The sequence below is a fragment of the Methylobacterium sp. 22177 genome (assembly GCF_052045615.1).
Lineage (GTDB): Bacteria > Pseudomonadota > Alphaproteobacteria > Rhizobiales > Beijerinckiaceae > Methylobacterium > Methylobacterium radiotolerans.
This window is the reverse complement of sequence record NZ_JBQEPK010000001.1, coordinates 225,432-243,713: the sequence shown is the minus strand read 5'-3', so window position 1 is coordinate 243,713 and position 18,282 is coordinate 225,432. Positions and strand designations below refer to the sequence as shown.

Below are 18,282 nucleotides of genomic sequence, written 5' to 3'. Positions count from 1 at the left end.
GGGCCGGTCCCGGGCGTTGCGGGCCGCCGCGCCCAGGTTGTCCCGAGCCTCATCGGCCACCGTCGGCGGTCTCAGTCTCCAGGACCGGCAGCACGCGGCGGACCTCGCGAATCAGGGCGGCGCGGTCGAGCCCGCCCTTGTCGATCAGCCCGAGCACACGCTCCCGCAGCATGCCGCGATCGGCTGAATCAAGCGACGCGGCGGTCAGGACCACGACAGGGATCGATCGGGCGGCGGGGTCCGCCTGCAGGGCATCCAGGAAGGCCAGGCCGTCCATCCGCGGCATGAGCAGGTCGAGGAGGATGACGCTCGGCCGGGCCTGCGCGATGCGCTCCAGGCCAGCCGCGCCGTCGGCCACCCAGTCGACGGTGCAGTGCTCCGAGTCGAGCAGCTGGCGCACGAGGTCGGGCACGTTCGGATCGTCGTCGATCACGAGGACGCGCTCGTTGTCGGGGGCGATCCGCGCGAGGGCGCCGATCAGGGCCTCCCGCTCGAACGGCTTCACGATGTAGTCGGTCGCGCCGAGCCGGAAGCCGAGCTCCTTCTGGTCGACGATCGAGATCAGCACCACCGGGATGTCGCGGGTCAGCGGATCGGTCTTCAGCGCGTGCAGCACCTGCCAGCCGTCGGTGCCGGGCATCATGATGTCGAGTGTGATCGCCCGCGGCTGCAGCTCCCGGGCCTTCGTCAGACCTTCCTGGCCGCTCGCCGCGCCGACGACCGTGTAGCCGGCATCGGCGAGATTCTCCTTCAGCAGGTAGACGACGTTGGGATCGTCGTCGATCGCCAGCACGACCTTGGCGCCCGAGCGCGGCGCGGTGACGGTGGCGGGCGCCGGCTTCGGGGGCGGCGCCTCGGCGCCGCCGGCGATCCGCGGCGGGATGGTGAGGGTGAAGGTCGAGCCCTCGCCCTCGCGGCTCTCGACGTCGATCCGGCCGCCGAGCAGGCGCGCGAGCCGGTGGCTGATCGCGAGCCCGAGCCCGGTGCCGCTGTGGGACCGGGTCGCGCTGTTGTCGACCTGATGGAACTCCTCGAAGATCGCGCTCAGGGCGCCCGCCGGGATGCCGATGCCGGTATCCATCACGGCGAACTCGATGCCCTCATCGACCGAGCGGACGCGGAGCGTGACCGATCCGGCCTCGGTGAACTTGATGGCGTTGCTGAGCAGGTTGATCAGGATCTGCCGCAGCTTCTCCTCGTCCGTGCGCAGCATCGGGGGCGGGTCCCGGACGTCCCGGACGAGGCGCACGCCCTCGTTCTTGACGAGGGGCTCGACGGTGCGGAGGCACAGGTCGAGGACCGGCTCCAGGGCGAAGTCCGAGGGCTTCACCTCCATGCGCCCCGCCTCGACCTTGGCGAGGTCGAGGATACTGTTGATCAGCGAGAGCAGGTGCTCGGAACTCGCCAGGATCTTCTCGAGATTCTCGAACTGCTTGACCGGCAGGACATCCTTCGCCCGCCGCATCACCAGCCGGGTGAAGCCGATGATCGCGTTGAGCGGGGTCCGCAACTCGTGGCTCATGTTGGCGAGGAAGCTGCTCTTGGCGCGGCTCGCCTCCTCGGCCGCCTCCTTCGCCTGACGCAGGCTCTCCTCGGCCTGCTTGCGCTCGATCACGCGGCCGAGCTGCGCGCCGATGTTGCTCATGACCCGGAGCAGCGAGGCGTCCGGCGGGGACGCGTCGCGGGCGAAGAACTCCAGCACCGCGACGACGTCGCGCCCCACCGTCACCGGAAAGCCGAATCCCGCCCGGATGCCGTGCTCGACCGCCGCCGGCGCGCGCGGGTCCGCGGCCAGCGTCGGGTCCCCGACGCTCCATTCCGGCGCGCCCGAGACGAGAACGCGGCCGGCCAGGCCCGATCCGGCGGCCAGCAACGTGGCGGCCGTGGCGGCCTGGAATCGCGCGACATCCGCGCCGGGATCGCAGTGCCAGATGCCGGTCGGGAGCAGCGTCCGCGTCCCGTCCCGGGCCAGGATATGGGCGTGACCGACAGGCCAGCCGGCGTGCTGCGCGACGCGCTCGAGGCAGAAGCGCAGGGCGTCCTCGACCGTCGGCGCCTCGTTGGCGGCCGCGGCGGCGGCCTGGAGCAGCTCGACGAAGGCGGTCTGCTTCTGCAGCGCCAGCTCGGCTTCTTTGCGCTCGGTGATGTCGCTCCAGGACTCGACCACCTCGACGGGCTGTCCGCCCAAATCCCGCAGGAGGCGCTGCTCGTCCCGGACCCAGCGATAGGTGCCGTTCGCGTGCTGGAACCGGTACTCGATGACGTTGTGCCCGTCGGCGAGCAGGCGCGGGAACTCGGCGAGCACGCGGTCGCGGTCGTCGGGATGAAGCCGCTCCAGCCAGAATTCCGGCCCGGCCAGGTAATCGCCCGGCTCGTAGCCCAGGAGATCGCGCACGTTCTCGCTGATGAAGGTCGGCGCGTTCCTGCCGCCGACCTCGAAGCTGCAGATCATCGACGGGGACGCGGTGAGCAGGTAGGTCAGCCGCCCCTGCGTCGCTTGGAGCACCTGCTCGGCGCGCTTGATCTCGGTCACGTCGGTGTAGACGGCGACGACGCCGCCGTCGTTGGTCTTGCGCTCGTTGACCTGGACCCAGCGGCCGTCGACGCGCTGCTGGAGAAGCGGGCCTCCCGGCGCGCGGTAGTGGGCGATCCGCTCGGCAAGCCAGCCCTCGACGGTCATGCCGTTCGGGCGAACGACGCAGGTCTCGGCGACGGCGCGGGCGATGGCCTCGAAAGCTACGCCCGGCACGATGATCGTCGACAGGCCGGGATGGAGATCCTGGAAGTGCCCGTTGCATATGACGAGGCGATCGTCCGAATCGAACAGTGCGAAGCCCTCGGAGCTGCACTCGATCGCCTCGATGAGCTTCTGCTTGGCGACCCCGACCTCGTCGAGCGGCCCGGCGTTCCGGACCGGGGCGGCGTCCGCGGCCCGGCCCGCTCCGTCAAGTGACCCGGCCGGCGTGTGGGACATGACTCGAACCACTCCGACACCGATGCGCCATGGCGTGACGCCCTGCCCTAGAAGGCCTGATCTGCGCGATGCCCGAGGCTGCGCAATTCATTATTCGGCACCGTCGCATGGTCTATTTTGCGGATCAAGCTGTACGGAGACTGCTGTCCCGCTCCAGTCACGGGTTGACCGTTTCTGACCGATCTACCCGTATGTCGCCGCCGTTCCCGCCCGAAACGCATCGGTGCCATGTCTCGGCGCGACGTGGCGGCACGCCGAGAAGGTGTATCTTCCGTGAAAACGGAGGAAACGATGGCTTACAAAATCACTTTTCGCCGCGGGAAGCGCGAGAGCTTCACCAAACTGTGGCCGTGCGATCTCGAGGCGGCGACGGCCTACGCGCTCGCGCAGCTCCCCGTGCAGCAGCGCGAGAACGGGGCGACCTCGGTCAGCGTGGTCTGCGAGCGGACCGGCGAGGTCGTGTTCAACTCGACCGAGCAGCCATAAGCCGCGACGGTCTAGAACCGCGCCCGGCCGCGTCGCGGCCGGGTCCGACATCCGGCGTCCGACGCGGCGCCCGGCCTGACGGCCGGCCGCGGACAGGACGCTTCCGGAGGGACCGCGTCATGCCGTCAGACCCGACCCGCGCGCCCGAGGGTGTCCCCGCGTCGCCGAGCCGCGACGAGCCGGACTTCGGCGCCTACAGCTCGCCGCCCTGCTTCCTGCACGAGCTCGACCCGAGCTTCCTGGGCCTTGCGGACGCGCCGCCGCCCGGTCCTGATGACATCCCTATGCCGGACGCCTCGCACGCGTCTTGGTCCCTCACGGCCGATGCGGACGTGGTCACGCCATCGGGCAACAGCCCGGATGGAGCCTCCGCATGCGAATCGTCCGCCACATCCTCGCCGAGTGCAGGGCCGACCACGTCTTCGCGCTGATGGTGGTCGCGCTCGGCGGGTGGTCCGCCGTGTCCCTCGCGCTGCTCGCACTGAACCTCTTCGAACCCCTGCAGGTCCGGTGAGCGCCGGAGTCTGCCCCGCCTGTCGCGGCGCCGCTGCGTCGCCGGCCGACGCGTCACCCTCGCCCTGCCCCATCGAGCCGCTCGCCGGACGCTGCGGCGTCTGCGGCCTCGGTTACGGCGGGATCCTCGGCCGAGAGGCCGGGGTGATCCGCCTGGACCGCGCCCGGTGGCGCGCCCTCTGCCCGGGGGCGGCTTGGCTGACCGTTCCGGCAGCCTGCGCGGGCCTCCAGGCGAGCTTCGGCCGACGCACCCGATCCTAACGCGACCCTTATATGTTCCGGCTCGGTCCTCGCTCGAACCCTAACGCGGTTCCCGGCGACACTGATGGTCGGCCAAGCCCGGTCGCGGAGCCTCCGCGGCCGGTCCGCCGAACCGGACCTGACCCCCATGCTCGACATCGTCTTCCTGGCCGGAGGGCTCGCCTTCTTCGTCGCGGCGGCCGGCTACGCGGCCGCCTGCGACCGGCTGTGAGAGAGGCCGCCATGACCCTCGACCTCGCCCTCGGCGCCTGCGTGACCGCCGGCCTCCTCGTCTACCTCACCTACGCCCTCGTCCGCCCCGAGCGGTTCTGAGCGGCCCGCAGGATCTCCCCCATGACCCTCAACGGCTGGATCCAGATCGCGCTCTACGGCGCGATCGTTCTGGCGCTCGTGAAGCCCCTCGGGTCGTACATGACCCGCGTCTTCACCGGAGAGCGCACCTTCCTCTCGCCCGTGCTCGGACCGATCGAGCGCGGTCTCTACCGTGTGTCCGGCATCGATGACCGCCAGGAGCAGCACTGGCTGGCCTACACGGGTGCGGTCATCCTGTTCCACGTGCTAGGCTTCGCGGTCCTCTACGCGATCCTGCGGCTGCAGGCGGTGCTGCCGCTGAACCCGGCCGACCAGACCGCGGTGGCGCCGGACCTCGCCTTCAACACGTCGACCAGCTTCATCACCAACACGAACTGGCAGTCCTACGGCGGCGAGACCACGCTCTCGTACCTGTCCCAGATGCTGGGTCTGACGCACCAGAACTTCCTGTCGGCGGCGACCGGCATCGCGGTGGCGGTGGCGCTGATCCGCGGGTTCGCGCGCGCGTCCTCCGGCACGATCGGCTCGTTCTGGGTCGATGTGACCCGCGCCACCCTCTACGTCCTCCTGCCGATCTGCGTGCCCTACACGCTGTTCCTGGTCTGGCAGGGCATACCTCAGACGCTCGGCGCCTACGCCGACGCCACGACGCTGGAAGGCGCCAAGCAGACCATCGCGCTCGGACCGGTGGCGAGCCAGGTGGCGATCAAGATGCTCGGCACCAACGGTGGCGGCTTCTTCAACGCCAACGCCGCGCACCCGTTCGAGAATCCGACCGCGCTGTCGAACCTCGTCCAGATGGTCTCGATCTTCGCGATCGGCGCCGCCCTCACCAACGTCTTCGGCCGCATGGTCGGCGACGAGCGGCAGGGCTGGGCCATCCTCGGCGCCATGGGGATCCTGTTCCTCGCGGGCGTCCTCGTCACCTACTGGGCCGAGGCCCACGGAAGCTCCGTCCTGAACAGCTTCGGGCTGACCGGCGGCAACATGGAGGGCAAGGAGACCCGCTTCGGCATCGCCGCCTCGGCGCTGTTCGCGGTGATCACCACGGCGGCCTCCTGCGGTGCCGTCAACGCCATGCACGACTCGTTCACGGCGCTCGGCGGCCTGATCCCGCTGCTCAACATGCAACTCGGCGAGATCATCATCGGCGGCGTCGGCGCCGGCCTCTACGGCATGCTGATCTTCGTGATCGTGGCGATCTTCGTGGCGGGTCTGATGGTCGGCCGCACCCCCGAGTACCTCGGCAAGAAGATCGAGGCGAAGGAGGTGAAGATGGCCATGCTCGGCATCCTCTGCCTGCCGCTGATGATGCTGGGCTTCACGGCGCTGGCGACGGTGGTGCCGGCGGGCCTCGCCGGCCCGGCCAATGCCGGCCCGCACGGCTTCACCGAGATCCTCTACGCCTACACGTCGGCGGCGGCCAACAACGGCTCGGCCTTCGGCGGGCTGACGGCCAACACGCTGTTCTACAACAGCACGCTCGCCATCGGCATGCTGGTCGGCCGGTTCTTCGTGAAGATCCCCGTGCTCGCCATCGCGGGCTCGCTCGCCGCCAAGAAGACGGTCCCGGCCTCGGCAGGCACGTTCCCGACCCACGGCGGCCTGTTCGTCGGGCTGCTCGTCGGGGTGATCCTGATCATCGGCGGCCTGACCTTCTTCCCCTCGCTGGCGCTGGGCCCCGTGGTCGAGCACCTCGCGGGCGCCGCCGGCCAGACCTTCGCGACGGGGGGCTGAGATGCCGCGCGCCCTCCCCGCCCGGCGCGTCGCGCGCCACCACCTCGTGCTGCACCGGCAGCCGCATCGCGCCGGCCGTGCCGGAGCCCCGCCCCCGCGGACGTCGGACCTCGTGCTGGCGCTTCTCGGCGTCGTCCTCCTCGGCGGCTTCGCCCTGCTGGCGGCCTACGCGCTGACCCTCGGCGTCGCGGGCTGAACCCCTCCGCAACCGTCCTCGCGAGCGCAGCGCGGCCCTGGATCGCATCGCTCCGCCCGCGAGGACGGCAGCCCCACTTCCATCTCTCCTCCGGACATTTTCCATGTCTCGCCAGACGTCATCCCTGTTCAGTGCCGCCCTGATCGGGCCGGCCCTCATAGGCTCCGTCGGGAAGCTCGATCCCCGCGCCATGATCCGCAACCCGGTCATGTTCGTGGTCGAGGTCGTGGCGGTGCTCACCACGATCCTGTTCGCCCGCGACCTCATCACCGGCGGCAGCGATCTCGCCTTCTCCGGCCAGATCATCCTCTGGCTGTGGTTCACCCTGATCTTCGCCAACTTCGCCGAGGCCCTCGCGGAGGGGCGCGGCAAGGCCCAGGCCGACAGCCTGCGGCGCACCCGGACCGAGATGACGGCGAAGCGCCTCAAGGGACCGGGCCGCGCCTACGAGACGGTGCCGGGCACCGCCCTCAAGGTCGGCGACGTCGTGCTGGTCGAGGCCGGCGACCTGATCCCCTCCGACGGCGAAGTGATCGAGGGCGTGGCCTCCGTGAACGAGGCCGCCATCACGGGTGAATCCGCGCCAGTGATCCGCGAATCCGGCGGCGACCGCTCGGCGGTGACCGGCGGCACGCAGGTGCTCTCGGACGAGATCAAGGTCCGGATCACCGCCGCGGCCGGCTCGACCTTCGTGGACCGGATGATCGCGCTGGTCGAGGGCGCCTCGCGACAGAAGACGCCGAACGAGATCGCCCTGAACATCCTGCTCGCCGGGCTCACCATCGTGTTCGTCTTCGCGGTAGCCTCGATCCCGAGCTTCGCGAGCTACGCGGGCGGCGCGATCCCGGTGATCGTCCTCGTCGCGCTGTTCGTGACCCTGATCCCCACGACGATCGGCGCGCTGCTCTCGGCGATCGGCATCGCCGGCATGGACCGGCTGGTCCGCTTCAACGTGCTCGCCATGTCGGGCCGCGCCGTCGAGGCGGCGGGCGACGTCGACACCCTCCTCCTCGACAAGACCGGCACGATCACGCTCGGCAACCGGCAGGCCACCGAGTTCCGTCCGGTCTCCGGCGTGAGCGCGCAGGAACTCGGCGACGCGGCGCAGCTCGCCTCGCTCGCCGACGAGACGCCGGAGGGCCGCTCGATCGTGGTGCTGGCCAAGGAGAAGTACGGCATCCGCGCCCGCGACATGGCCGCGCTCAACGCCACCTTCGTGCCGTTCACCGCACAGTCGCGGATGTCGGGCGTCGACTTGGAGAGCGCCTCGATCCGCAAGGGCGCCGTCGACGCCGTGATCGCGTCGCTGTCCGGTCAGCCGGTGGCGAGCCGGGGCTCGAGCGCCGCCCTGGCCTTTCAGCCGGCTCCGGAGACGGCCGCCGTCAAGGAGACCCGCGCCATCGCCGAGGAGATCGCCAAGGTCGGCGGCACGCCGCTGGCCGTCGCCAAAAACGGCCGCCTGCTCGGCGTCGTCTACCTGAAGGACATCGTGAAAGGCGGCATCCGCGAGCGCTTCGCCGAGCTGCGCCAGATGGGCATCCGCACGGTGATGATCACCGGCGACAACCCGATGACCGCGGCGGCGATCGCGGCCGAGGCCGGCGTCGACGACTTCCTCGCCCAGGCCACGCCTGAGGACAAGCTCGCGCTGATCCGCAAGGAGCAGGCGGACGGCAAGCTCGTCGCCATGTGCGGCGACGGCACCAACGACGCTCCAGCGCTGGCCCAGGCCGATGTCGGTGTCGCCATGAACACCGGCACGGTGGCCGCCCGCGAGGCCGGCAACATGGTCGATCTCGACAGCGACCCGACGAAGCTCATCGAGATCGTCGGCATCGGCAAGCAGCTGCTGATGACCCGCGGCGCGCTGACGACCTTCTCGATCGCCAACGACGTGGCCAAGTACTTCGCCATCATCCCGGCGATGTTCCTCGGGCTCTACCCGCAGCTCCAGGCGCTCAACATCATGGGCCTCGCCTCGCCGCAGAGCGCGATCCTGTCGGCGATCATCTTCAACGCGCTGATCATCGTGGCGCTGATCCCGCTGGCCCTGCGCGGCGTCACCTACCGGGCCGTCGGCGCGGCCGCGCTGCTGCGCCGGAACCTCCTGATCTACGGCCTCGGGGGCGTCCTCGTGCCCTTCGTGGGCATCAAGGCCATCGACCTCGCCGTCAGCGCCCTCCACCTCGTCTGAACCGGTCCCTCGGAGACCCGCCATGCTGAAACAGCTTCGCCCTGCCCTTGTCCTGCTCACCGCCCTGACGGCGATCACCGGCCTCGCCTATCCCCTCGCGATGACCGGCCTCGCCGGCGCCATCTTCCCCGCCAAGGCCGCCGGCAGCCTGATCGAGCGCGACGGCACGGTCATCGGCTCCAGCCTGATCGGCCAGAACTTCACCGGTGCCGGCTACTTCCACGGCCGGCCTTCGGCGACCACGGCGCCGGACCCCGCCGACGCCTCGAAGACGGTGCCGGCGCCCTACAACGCGGCCAATTCCTCGGGCTCGAATCTCGGGCCGACCAGCGCGGCGTTGGCCGAGCGGGTGAAGGCCGATGTCGAGGCCTTGAAGGCCGAGAATCCGGGCGCCCCGGTGCCCGTCGATCTCGTGACGACCAGCGGGTCCGGCCTCGACCCGGACATCTCGCCCGAGGCCGCCTACTTCCAGGTTCCCCGCGTCGCCAAGGCCCGCAACATCCCGCAGGACAAGCTGCGCGACCTCGTGACCGCCCGCATCGTGGGCCGCACCCTGGGCATCCTGGGGGAGCCGCGCGTCAACGTGCTGGCGCTGAACCTCGCCGTCGACGATCTCGCCCGTCGCTGAACGGCGCTAAGTAGAGGGATCATGCCCGAGACCGGCCGCGACCCGACCCGCCCCTCGCCCGACGCCCTGCTCGAAGCGGCGCGCCGGGAAGAGCGGACGCGCGGCCGTCTCAAGGTGTTCCTCGGGGCCGCCCCCGGCGTCGGCAAGACCTACGAGATGCTGACCATCGGCCGGGCGCGCCTCAAGGCGGGGATCGACGTCGTGGTCGGCGTCGTCGAGACGCACGGCCGGGTCGAGACGGAGGCCCTCCTCGACGGCTTCGAGACGGTTCCCCGGCGGTCGGTGCCGTATCACGGCACCGTCCTCCAGGAGATGGACCTCGACGCCCTGCTCGCCCGCCGGCCGGCCCTCGCGCTGGTCGACGAGCTCGCGCACACCAACGCCCCGGGCTCGCGCCACCCGAAGCGCTACCAGGACGTCGAGGAGTTGCTCGACGCCGGCATCGACGTGCTCACGACGCTCAACATCCAGCACGTCGAGAGCCTCAACGACGTGGTCGCGTCGATCACCCGCATCCGGGTGCGCGAGACGGTCCCGGACGGCGTCCTCGACCGCGCCGACGACATCGAGGTGGTGGACCTCAATCCCGACGACCTGATCCAGCGCCTGAAGGACGGTAAGGTCTACGTCCCGACCCACGCCGAGCGCGCGCTCAAGCACTACTTCTCCCGCGGTAACCTGACGGCGCTCCGCGAGCTGGCCCTCCGGCGCACCGCCGACCGGGTCGACGACGAGTTGCTCGGCCACATGCGGGCCAACGCCATCGCCGGTCCCTGGGCGGCGGGCGAGCGCGTGCTGGTCTGCGTGAACGAGGATCCCCGCTCCTCCGGCCTGGTGCGCTACGCCAAGCGGCTGGCCGACCGCCTGCACGCCCCCTGGACGGCGCTCTCCATCGAGGGCGCGCGGGCGGCGGCCCTGAGCGAGGCGGAGCGCGACCGGATCGCCGAGGCCCTTCGGCTCGCCGACCGGCTCGGCGGCGACGCCGTCACCCTGCCCGGCGGGCGCCGGATCGCCGACGACGTGCTCGACTACGCGCGCTCGGCCAACGTCAACCACATCGTCGTGGGCAAGGCGCACCGGTCCTGGCTGTTCGAGCTGCTCAACGGCTCGGTGGTGCACGACCTCGTGCGGCGGAGCGGCGCCATCAGCGTGCACGTCGTCCCCGGCGAGGCCGTCCCCGACGAGACGCCGCCGCGCCGCGCCGTGGCGGTGACCGCGCCGCGGCCGGGATTCGACGCGCGGCCCTACGCGATCGCCCTGGCGGCGATCGCCGCGGGGCTCGGCGCGGCCATCGTCGCGGAGCCCTACGCGGGCGTCGAGAACGCCGACCTGTTCCTGCTCACCGCCGTCGTGGCGGTGGCGGTGCGCTGGGGTCTCGGGCCGGCGCTCGCCGCGGTCGTGGCGGCCTCGCTCGCCTACAACTTCTTCTTCCTGCCGCCGGTCTACACGCTCACCATCGCCGACCCGACCAACGTCGCGGCCTTCCTGCTCTTCACCCTGGTGGCCGTCCTGGTCTCGAACCTCGCCTCGCGCGCGCGCCGCGTGGCGGTGGTCAGCCAGGGCCGCGCGCGGGCGACCGAGCGGCTGTTCGGCTTCTCGCGGAAGCTCGCCGCCTGCGGCACCCTCGACGACGTGCTCTGGGCCACCTGCGCCCAGGTCGCCGCGATGCTGAAGGTGCGCGTCGTCCTGCTGCTGCCCGACGGCCAAGCCGTGACGGTCAGGGCCGGCTACCCGCCCGAGGACATGCTCGACGAGGCCGACCTCGCGGCCGCGCAGTGGGCCTTCGACAACGACCGGCCCGCGGGCCGGGGCGCCGACACGCTGCCCGGTGCCAAGCGCCTGTTCCTGCCGATGCGGACCGGGCGCGGCACGATCGGGGTGATCGGCCTCGATTCCGACGGCACCGGGCCGATCCTGTCGCCGGAAGGCCGCCGCCTCCTCGACGCCCTGGCCGACATGGGCGCCCTCGCCATCGAGCGGGTCCGGCTCGTGGAGGATCTCGACCGGGCCGAGCGCGCCGCCGAGACCGACCGCCTGCGGCAGGCGCTGCTCACCTCGATCAGCCACGACCTGCGCACGCCGCTCGCCTCGGTGCTGGGCGCGGCCAGCACGCTGCGCGACCTCGACGCGGCGCTTCCCGCCGAAGCCAAGGCGGAGCTGCTGGCGACGATCATCGAGGAGTCGGAGCGGCTCAACCGCTTCATCGCCAACCTCCTCGACATGACCCGGCTGGAAGCCGGCGCGGTGGCGCCGAACCTCTCCGCCCAGGACGTGGCCGAGACGGTCGACACCGCTCTGCGCCGCACCCAGAAGATCCTGGCCGACCACCGCGTGGCCGTGGAGGTCGAGGCCGACCTGCCGGCCCTGGCGCTCGACCCGGTCCTGTTCGAGCAGGTCCTGGTCAACCTCCTCGACAACGCGGCCAAGTACGCGCCCGAGGGCTCGACCGTGACGGTCCGGGCGCGACGCGCGGGCGACCGGGTCCGGATCGCCGTGCTGGACGAGGGCGACGGCCTGCCCGACGCCGATGTCGAGCGGGTCTTCGACAAGTTCTACCGCGTCCGGAAAGGCGACCGGGTCCGGGCCGGCACCGGCCTGGGCCTCGCGATCTCCCGGGGCTTCGTCGAGGCGATGGGCGGCACCGTCACGGCCGAGAATCGCCGCGACCGCGGCGGGGCCTGCTTCACCGTGAGCCTGCCGGTTCCGGCCCGGAATGCACCCAGGGACATCGCCGCATGAGCCCCGCCGTCCTGGTCGTCGACGACGAGCCGCCGATCCGCAAGCTCCTGCGCATGGGCCTGGCCACCCAGGGCTACGCCGTCCTGGAGGCGCCCGATGCGCGAACCGCCCTGGCGCTGCTCGGCCGCGAGGGGGTGGATCTCGTCATCCTCGACCTCGGACTGCCCGACATGCGCGGCCACGACCTGCTGCGGTCGGTGCGGGCGAGCCATCCGGACCTCCCCGTGGTCGTCCTGTCGAGCCGCGACGACGAGGGCGGCAAGGTCGAGGCGCTCGATCTCGGCGCCAACGACTACGTGACCAAGCCGTTCGGCATGGCGGAGCTGCTGGCGCGCCTGCGGGCCGCCATGCGACACCAGCTCGCCGCGCGGGGCGAGCGGCCGATCTTCCGCGTCGACAACCTGTCGGTCGATCTGGTCCGCCGGATCGTGAAGGTCGACGAGGCCGAGGTGAAGCTCACGCCGCGCGAGTACGACTTCCTGCGCGTCCTGGTCCTGCACGCCGGCAAGGTGCTGACCCACGCGCAGCTGATGCGCTCCGTGCCGTCCTCGTCCGACCCGCAATACCTGCGCGTCTACGTGCGCCAGCTCCGCCAGAAGCTGGAGGCGGATCCCGAGCGGCCGCGGATCTTGCTGACCGAGACCGGCGTCGGCTACCGCCTGCGCGCGCCGGACGACGAGCCGGCCCCGCATTCCCGCGGCGCCGACGGCGCGACCGCCCACTGATTCCGAGGACGAGTTGATGCTTCGCAGCGCCCGCGATCCCGCGCGATGACGATGGATCGGATCCTCGCGCCCGCCGACGTACTCGTCGGCCTGCGCGCCGCCAGCAAGAAGGCGCTGCTCGAGGAGATGGCGTGCCGCGCGGCCAGCGCCCTCGGCCTCGCCGTGGAGACGGTCCTCTCGGCGCTGATCCGGCGCGAGACCCTGGGCTCGACCGGGATCGGCGACGGCATCGCCCTGCCGCATGCGCGGCTCGAGGCTGTCGCGCGCCCGTACGGGATCCTGGCCCGGCTCCGCGACCCGATCGAGTTCGATGCGGTCGACGACCGGCCGGTGGACCTCGTCGCTCTGCTCCTGCTCCCGACCGCCGCCGAGGGCGAGACGCTGAACGCGCTGGCCTGCGTGGCGCGGCGCCTGCGCGACCCGGGGGCCGCTGCGGCGATGCGCGGCGCGCGGGACGCGGCGGCGCTCCACGCGGCCGCGACGGGCCGTTAGGGGCGCCGCGCGGGCGTCAATGCGCGCCGCCGGTCTCCACGAACTTGAACAGGAAGACCGCGGCGATCACCCAGACGATCGGCTTCACCTCCCGGGCGCGGCCCGCGAACAGCTTGAGCGCGGCGTAGGTGATGAAGCCGCACGAGACGCCGGTGGCGATCGAGTAGGTGAAGGGCATCAGCAGGGCTGTGACGCAGGCCGGCACGACTTCGGTGAGGTCGTCCCAGTCGAGCTCCGTCAGCTCGCGCAGCATCAGGCAGGCGACGTAGAACAAGGCCGGCGCCGTGGCGTAGGCAGGCACCGCGCCCGCCAGGGGCGCGAAGAACAGACAGGCGAGGAACAGTACCGCCACGGTGGCGGCCGTGAGCCCGGTGCGGCCGCCCTCCTCGACGCCGGAGGCGCTCTCCAGATACGCCGTGGTGCTCGACGTGCCGAGGAGCGAGCCCGCGAAGACCGAGACGGAATCGGCCATCAGGGCCCGGTCGAGGCGGCGCATCCGCCCGTCGGTCAGTAGCCCGGCCCGGTTCGCCACGCCCATCAGCGTGCCGGTGGCGTCGAACAGCTCCACCAGGAACAGGACCAAGATCACGTTGAGCAGGCCCGCGGAGAGGGCGCCCGGAATGTCGAGGGCGAACAGCGTCGGGGCGATCGAGGGCGGAAGGGAGACGATGCCCTGAAAGGTGTTGCCGGCGAAGATGAAGCTCAATGCCGTGACGGTGAGGATGCTGGAGAGCAGCGCCGCCCGGACCTTCCGGGCGGAGAGGACCGCCACGATCAGGAAGCCGATCACCGCCAGGATCGCCTCGGGCTTGTGCAGGTCGCCGAGCGTGACGAAGGTCGCCGGGCTCGCCGCGACGAGGCCGGCGTTCTTGAGCGCGATGATCGCCAGGAACAGGCCGATCCCCACCGTGATGGCGATGCGCATGGATCGCGGGATCCCGTCGACGATGAGCGCGCGCAGGCCCGTCAGCGTCACGATCAGGAAGCACACGCCCGAGATGAACACAGCGCCGAGGGCCGCCTGCCAGCTGTAGCCGAGCTGCTGGACCACCACGTAGGTGAAGTACGCGTTGAGCCCCATCCCGGGCGCTAGGGCGATCGGGTAATTGGCGTAGAGCGCCATGATCAGCGAGCCGAGCGCCGCGACGAGGCAGGTCGCCACGAACACCGCGCCGCGCGGCATGCCGGCATCCCCCAGGATGCTCGGATTGATGAAGACGATGTAGGCCATCGTCAGGAAGGTGGTCAGCCCCGCCAGCAGCTCCGTGCGCACGCTGGTGCCGTGCTCGGCGAGGCGGAAGGTCCGCTCCAGGAAACCCGGCTTCGCCGTCGGCATCGTGTCCCGCGCGCGATCCATCACGGGAGCCCGGCCCGGCCGGCCGCCACGGCCCGGTAGATCCTGTCGGGCGTGAAGGGAGTCGCGGTCAGGCGGGCCCCGGTCGCGTCCCGGATGGCGTTGCCGAGCGCCGCCGCCACCGGGTTGAACGGCGACTCGCTCATGGACTTGGCCCCGAGGGGGCCGACGCTGTCGTGGGTGTCGGCGAACAGGACCTCGGTGTCGGGCACGTCGGCGCAGGCGGGGATGTGGTAGTCGCGGAACGTCTGCGTGACGAGGCTCCCGTCCGCGGCGATGCGGACGTCCTCGTAGAGAGCTGCGCCGAGCGCCTGCGCGATGCCGCCCTCGACCTGACCGCGGCACTGCATCGGGTTGATCACCCGCCCGGCATCGGCGGCGTGGACGCTCCTGAGAATCCGCACCGCGCCGCTGACCGGGTCGACCGCCACACGGAAGGCGTGGACGTTGAACGCCACCGAGCGCGGGCTGCCGTCAGCCCGGCCGGTCGCGTCGAGGGGACCGACCGCCGCCAGCGTCACCGGCCCCGCCGGCGTCTCGACCTGCTCCCCGTTCAGGCGGCACGAAGCTGGGGGCGCGCCCGCGATCTCCGCCGCCCGCGCGCAAATTCGCAACGCGAGCGCCTCGGCCGCGCGCAGGGTCGCCAGACCCGCCACCACGGTGCCGGTGCTCCCGTAGGCGCCCGTGTCGTGTCCGACGATATCCGTATCCGCGCCCGCGATGCGGACACGCTCCGGCGCGGCACCGAGCGCCGATGCGGCGATCTGCCGATGCACCGTGCTGGTGCCGTTGCCGAACTCCGCCGTCCCCACGCGCACCGTGAAGTGCCCGTCGGCGTCCAGGCTGACCCGCGCGTCGGCGTGGTGGCCGCGCGGCGGGATCGTGTCGATCATCGCCATGGCCATGCCGGTCCCGGCGCGCCAGCCGGCCTCCGGATCGGGGCCCGGATCGGCCCGCAGCGCCTCCTCGACCAGGGTCAGGCACTGGTCGAGCCCGTAACTGCCGAAGATCACGTCGTGCGGTTCCAGGCTGTTCGACACCATGGCGTCGCCCGGCTTGACGGCGTTGCGCCGTCGCAGGGCGAAGGGGTCGAGGCCGACTCCGCGGGCGACCTCGTCCAGGGCGGATTCGAGCGCGAAGATCGTCTGGCTCAGCCCGTAGCCCCGGAAGGCCCCCGCCGGCACCGTGTTGGTGTAGACGGCGCGGCCGCTCACCTGCTTGTTCGGGCAGACATAGGCGGCCAGCACCTCGTGGCAGGCGTGGTGGATCACGCCGCCCGCGTGATTCCCGTAGGCGCCGGTCTCGGACAGGACATCGAGGCTGAGCGCCGTGAGGGTGCCGTCCCGGCGGGCGCCGACTTTCACGTCCACCCGCATCGGGTGGCGCGTCGTCGTCCCGACGAACTGCTCCTCGCGGGTCAGCTCCCAGCGCACGGGCCGCCCGGTGTACAGGACCGCCAGGGCGACGAGGTCCTCGGTCAGCATCTCCTGCTTGCCGCCGAAGCCGCCCCCGACCCGGGCGCAGACGACGCGCACCGCGTCCTTCTCCAAGCCGAACAGGTCCGCCAGCGCGTCCCGGGTCAGGAACGGCACCTGGGTGCTGGTGCGCAGCGTCAGGCGGCCGTCCTCGGCGCACCAGCCGATGCAGCCGTGGGTCTCCATGGCAGCGTGCTGGACGCGCTGCGACCGGAACGTCCCCGCGTAGACGAAGTCCGCCTCGGCGAAGCCCCCGTCCACGTCGCCGACGGCGCCGTGCACCTCTCCGGCGAGGTTGGGATGGCGCCCGAGGGGCGGTGCGTCCTCGCCCGGGCAGTCGCGGGGGTCGTGAACGCGGGGCGCGTCGGCCTCGAGGGCGCGCTCCGGATCGAGGAGCGCCGGTCGGACCTCGTAGGTCACTCGCAGGGCGCGACATCCGGCCTCCGCGGCCGCCTCCGTCTCCGCCACAACGGCGGCGACGCGCTGGCCGACGAACCGCAGGATCGGGTCGAGCACCCGCGTGTCGGAGGCGTCGTCCCGCGGATCCTCGTGGCGGGCGGTCGAGAACCGGCGCGGCGGTGCGTCGGCGTGGGTCAGCACGGCGACCACGCCCGGCACGGCGCGGGCCGCCGACGCGTCGACCGCGACGATCCGGGCATGGGCGTGCGGCGAGCGCAGCACCTTGAGATGGAGCGTGTCGCCGGGCGGCAGGTCCATCGTGAATCGGGCGCGCCCGGACACCACCAGCGGCGCGGCCGGCGCCGCGAGGTTGCGGCCCACGGGATCGCCGCACGCCCCGCTCTCGACCGGATGCGTGCCGCCCACGATGGCCTCGCGCACGGCCCGGTAGCCGGTGCAGCGGCAGAGATTGCCCTTCAGGGCGGTGCCGAGATCCTGCTTCTGGCCCTGGTTGAGGCTCGCGGCCGTCATGATCATGCCGGGCGTGCAGAAGCCGCACTGGAAGCCCTGGGCCGCCAGGAACGCCTCCTGCATCGGGTGGAGCGACGTCGGCTCGGCCGCGTCGGCACGGCAGGGACCGGCCAACCCCTCGATGGTGGTCACGCTCCGCCCCTCGGCGCGGAAGGCCGGCATCAGGCAGCTGTGCACGGGCTCGCCGTCCAGATGGATCGTGCAGGCGCCGCAATCGCCGGCGTCGCAGCCTTTCTTCACGCCGAACCATCCGGCCTCGCGCAGGTAGGTCCTGAGGCATTGCCCCGCCCGCGGCGCACCCTCGTGCGCGGCACCGTTGATCGTGAGCTTCATGACGCGGCTCCCGGCGACGGCGCCGCGTCGAGCGACCCGCGGATCTCCTCGGCGAAGTGACGGGTCATGTGGCGGCGCCAGTCGGGCCGCCCGTGAACATCGTCATGGTAGAGGGCCTCCGGGACCGCGTCGTCGAGCGCCCGCACCAGCTCGGCCCGACCCGGAAGCCCCTCGAAGGCGAGGCGGAGCGGCCGCTTGACCGAGGCCGTGACCGTGAGCGCGAACGCGCCGTCCGCGCCGCGCGTCCCGATCAGCAGCGCGCCGGAGCGGCCGTTCGGGCTGAGGCTGACGCGGCGGAAGGCCGTGCGCCGCGCGAGTGCGGCGGCCGGCATCGACAGGCTCCGCAGGATCTCCCCCGGCGCGAGCGCGTTCCGCTGCGGCGCGAGGACGAAGTCGAGGATGGAGACGGTGCGCTCAGCTCCGTTTGGGGACCAGATCGTGCAGGTGGCGTCCAGGGCCGTCGCGAGGGCGATCATCGGGCCGGCCGGGAGGGCGAGGCAGATATTCCCGCCGACCGTGGCCACGTTCCAGATCTTGAAGGAGCCGAGCAGGGCGCGGCAGCACTGGCCGACAAGCGGCGCCGCGTTCCAGCCCGACGGCAGCTCGAGCCGGTCGAGCTGCGCGATGGTGCAGGTCGCCGCGAGGGTGAGGCCGTGCGCGTCGATCGCGTGCGGAGTCCATTCCAGGGCCGCGAGGTCGACGAGGCGCCGCGTCCCGACCTGCGGCTCGGAGAACAGCCACGTCCCGCCCCCCAAGCAGGCATCGCCGTCCGCCCAGGCGGGGAGCTCGGAACGTTTCTTCGGCCGGACGACGGTCTCGATCGTGTGGAGGTCCATGCCCGCTCGCCGGTCCGAGGCCGGTTCGGCCCGGCCCTGCACTATGCCGGTTTCCATGAGGCCTCGGTCAAGCCGCACCGACACGTTCGAACCTTGG

15 protein-coding genes are annotated in these 18,282 nt (G+C 71.7%); 11 read left to right on the top strand and 4 right to left on the bottom strand.

Translation table 11 applies throughout. The features are described 5' to 3' along the window. Positions 1 to 49 precede the first annotated feature (49 nt). Positions 50 to 2,974 (bottom strand): response regulator, encoded by a 2,925-nt coding sequence (locus ACTJK8_RS01215; RefSeq protein WP_059408233.1) that lies wholly within the window; start codon positions 2,972 to 2,974, stop codon positions 50 to 52. Positions 2,975 to 3,265: 291 nt separating this feature from the next. Between ACTJK8_RS01215 and ACTJK8_RS01210 the strand changes: the two genes are divergently transcribed. The 11 genes from ACTJK8_RS01210 to ACTJK8_RS01160 all read left to right on the top strand — a co-directional run bounded on the left by ACTJK8_RS01210 (position 3,266) and on the right by ACTJK8_RS01160 (position 13,257). Further along, on the top strand, positions 3,266 to 3,460 hold the full coding sequence (locus ACTJK8_RS01210; RefSeq protein ID WP_440761389.1) for a hypothetical protein: 195 nt from the start codon (positions 3,266 to 3,268) through the stop codon (positions 3,458 to 3,460). A gap of 373 nt (positions 3,461 to 3,833) precedes the next feature. Continuing rightward, on the top strand, positions 3,834 to 3,974 hold the full coding sequence (locus tag ACTJK8_RS01205) for a hypothetical protein (RefSeq protein ID WP_012317235.1): 141 nt from the start codon (positions 3,834 to 3,836) through the stop codon (positions 3,972 to 3,974). A 324-nt stretch (positions 3,975 to 4,298) separates the two neighbouring features. Then, complete coding sequence (locus tag ACTJK8_RS01200) at positions 4,299 to 4,445, top strand: hypothetical protein (RefSeq protein WP_012317234.1); 147 nt, start codon at positions 4,299 to 4,301, stop codon at positions 4,443 to 4,445. A gap of 11 nt (positions 4,446 to 4,456) precedes the next feature. Further along, positions 4,457 to 4,546, top strand: coding sequence for a K(+)-transporting ATPase subunit F (locus ACTJK8_RS01195; RefSeq protein ID WP_020091582.1), 90 nt, complete (start codon positions 4,457 to 4,459; stop codon positions 4,544 to 4,546). A 21-nt stretch (positions 4,547 to 4,567) separates the two neighbouring features. After that, the gene (gene kdpA, locus ACTJK8_RS01190) at positions 4,568 to 6,283 is read left to right on the top strand and encodes a potassium-transporting ATPase subunit KdpA (protein ID WP_012317233.1); all 1,716 of its coding nucleotides are present in this window, start codon (positions 4,568 to 4,570) and stop codon (positions 6,281 to 6,283) included. Between the two features lies 1 nt (position 6,284). After that, complete coding sequence (locus tag ACTJK8_RS01185) at positions 6,285 to 6,479, top strand: hypothetical protein (RefSeq protein WP_024827806.1); 195 nt, start codon at positions 6,285 to 6,287, stop codon at positions 6,477 to 6,479. A 103-nt stretch (positions 6,480 to 6,582) separates the two neighbouring features. Beyond that, complete coding sequence (gene kdpB / locus ACTJK8_RS01180) at positions 6,583 to 8,673, top strand: potassium-transporting ATPase subunit KdpB (protein ID WP_029358286.1); 2,091 nt, start codon at positions 6,583 to 6,585, stop codon at positions 8,671 to 8,673. Positions 8,674 to 8,695: 22 nt separating this feature from the next. Beyond that, positions 8,696 to 9,301 carry a K(+)-transporting ATPase subunit C gene (locus ACTJK8_RS01175; RefSeq protein WP_070998321.1) on the top strand — a complete coding sequence of 202 codons (606 nt, stop codon included), beginning with the start codon at positions 8,696 to 8,698 and terminating at the stop codon, positions 9,299 to 9,301. Between the two features lie 21 nt (positions 9,302 to 9,322). Continuing rightward, entirely contained in the window at positions 9,323 to 12,040 is a 2,718-nt protein-coding gene (locus tag ACTJK8_RS01170; protein WP_076729176.1) for a sensor histidine kinase, read from the top strand. Then, positions 12,037 to 12,765: a response regulator gene (locus ACTJK8_RS01165; protein ID WP_029358282.1), complete on the top strand. Its 729-nt coding sequence runs from the start codon at positions 12,037 to 12,039 to the stop codon at positions 12,763 to 12,765. The genes ACTJK8_RS01170 and ACTJK8_RS01165 overlap by 4 nt, the downstream gene beginning before the upstream one ends. A 45-nt stretch (positions 12,766 to 12,810) precedes the next feature. Further along, positions 12,811 to 13,257, top strand: coding sequence for a PTS sugar transporter subunit IIA (locus tag ACTJK8_RS01160; protein WP_024827811.1), 447 nt, complete (start codon positions 12,811 to 12,813; stop codon positions 13,255 to 13,257). A gap of 16 nt (positions 13,258 to 13,273) precedes the next feature. Here the strand turns inward: ACTJK8_RS01160 and ACTJK8_RS01155 are convergent, their stop codons facing one another. From ACTJK8_RS01155 to ACTJK8_RS01145, 3 genes are read right to left on the bottom strand one after another with little or no spacing between them, the layout of a single operon-like run. After that, positions 13,274 to 14,614 (bottom strand): NCS2 family permease, encoded by a 1,341-nt coding sequence (locus ACTJK8_RS01155; protein WP_024827812.1) that lies wholly within the window; start codon positions 14,612 to 14,614, stop codon positions 13,274 to 13,276. After that, positions 14,614 to 17,349 (bottom strand): molybdopterin-dependent oxidoreductase, encoded by a 2,736-nt coding sequence (locus ACTJK8_RS01150; protein ID WP_440761388.1) that lies wholly within the window; start codon positions 17,347 to 17,349, stop codon positions 14,614 to 14,616. Before ACTJK8_RS01150 ends, ACTJK8_RS01155 begins: the two co-directional genes overlap by 1 nt. Then, positions 17,346 to 18,185 (bottom strand): FAD binding domain-containing protein, encoded by an 840-nt coding sequence (locus ACTJK8_RS01145; RefSeq protein WP_440761387.1) that lies wholly within the window; start codon positions 18,183 to 18,185, stop codon positions 17,346 to 17,348. Before ACTJK8_RS01145 ends, ACTJK8_RS01150 begins: the two co-directional genes overlap by 4 nt. Positions 18,186 to 18,282 lie beyond the last annotated feature (97 nt).

Excerpts from the sequence above, each read along its gene's own strand:
- ACTJK8_RS01215 (WP_059408233.1), bottom strand. The coding sequence starts at position 2,974 with ATGTCCCACACGCCGGCCGGGTCACTTGACGGAGCGGGCCGGGCCGCG.
- ACTJK8_RS01210 (WP_440761389.1), top strand. The coding sequence starts at position 3,266 with ATGGCTTACAAAATCACTTTTCGCCGCGGGAAGCGCGAGAGCTTCACC.
- ACTJK8_RS01205 (WP_012317235.1), top strand. The coding sequence starts at position 3,834 with ATGCGAATCGTCCGCCACATCCTCGCCGAGTGCAGGGCCGACCACGTC.
- ACTJK8_RS01200 (WP_012317234.1), top strand. The coding sequence starts at position 4,299 with ATGGTCGGCCAAGCCCGGTCGCGGAGCCTCCGCGGCCGGTCCGCCGAA.
- ACTJK8_RS01195 (WP_020091582.1), top strand. The coding sequence starts at position 4,457 with ATGACCCTCGACCTCGCCCTCGGCGCCTGCGTGACCGCCGGCCTCCTC.
- kdpA (WP_012317233.1), top strand. The coding sequence starts at position 4,568 with ATGACCCTCAACGGCTGGATCCAGATCGCGCTCTACGGCGCGATCGTT.
- ACTJK8_RS01185 (WP_024827806.1), top strand. The coding sequence starts at position 6,285 with ATGCCGCGCGCCCTCCCCGCCCGGCGCGTCGCGCGCCACCACCTCGTG.
- kdpB (WP_029358286.1), top strand. The coding sequence starts at position 6,583 with ATGTCTCGCCAGACGTCATCCCTGTTCAGTGCCGCCCTGATCGGGCCG.
- ACTJK8_RS01175 (WP_070998321.1), top strand. The coding sequence starts at position 8,696 with ATGCTGAAACAGCTTCGCCCTGCCCTTGTCCTGCTCACCGCCCTGACG.
- ACTJK8_RS01170 (WP_076729176.1), top strand. The coding sequence starts at position 9,323 with ATGCCCGAGACCGGCCGCGACCCGACCCGCCCCTCGCCCGACGCCCTG.
- ACTJK8_RS01165 (WP_029358282.1), top strand. The coding sequence starts at position 12,037 with ATGAGCCCCGCCGTCCTGGTCGTCGACGACGAGCCGCCGATCCGCAAG.
- ACTJK8_RS01160 (WP_024827811.1), top strand. The coding sequence starts at position 12,811 with ATGACGATGGATCGGATCCTCGCGCCCGCCGACGTACTCGTCGGCCTG.
- ACTJK8_RS01155 (WP_024827812.1), bottom strand. The coding sequence starts at position 14,614 with ATGGATCGCGCGCGGGACACGATGCCGACGGCGAAGCCGGGTTTCCTG.
- ACTJK8_RS01150 (WP_440761388.1), bottom strand. The coding sequence starts at position 17,349 with ATGAAGCTCACGATCAACGGTGCCGCGCACGAGGGTGCGCCGCGGGCG.
- ACTJK8_RS01145 (WP_440761387.1), bottom strand. The coding sequence starts at position 18,185 with ATGGACCTCCACACGATCGAGACCGTCGTCCGGCCGAAGAAACGTTCC.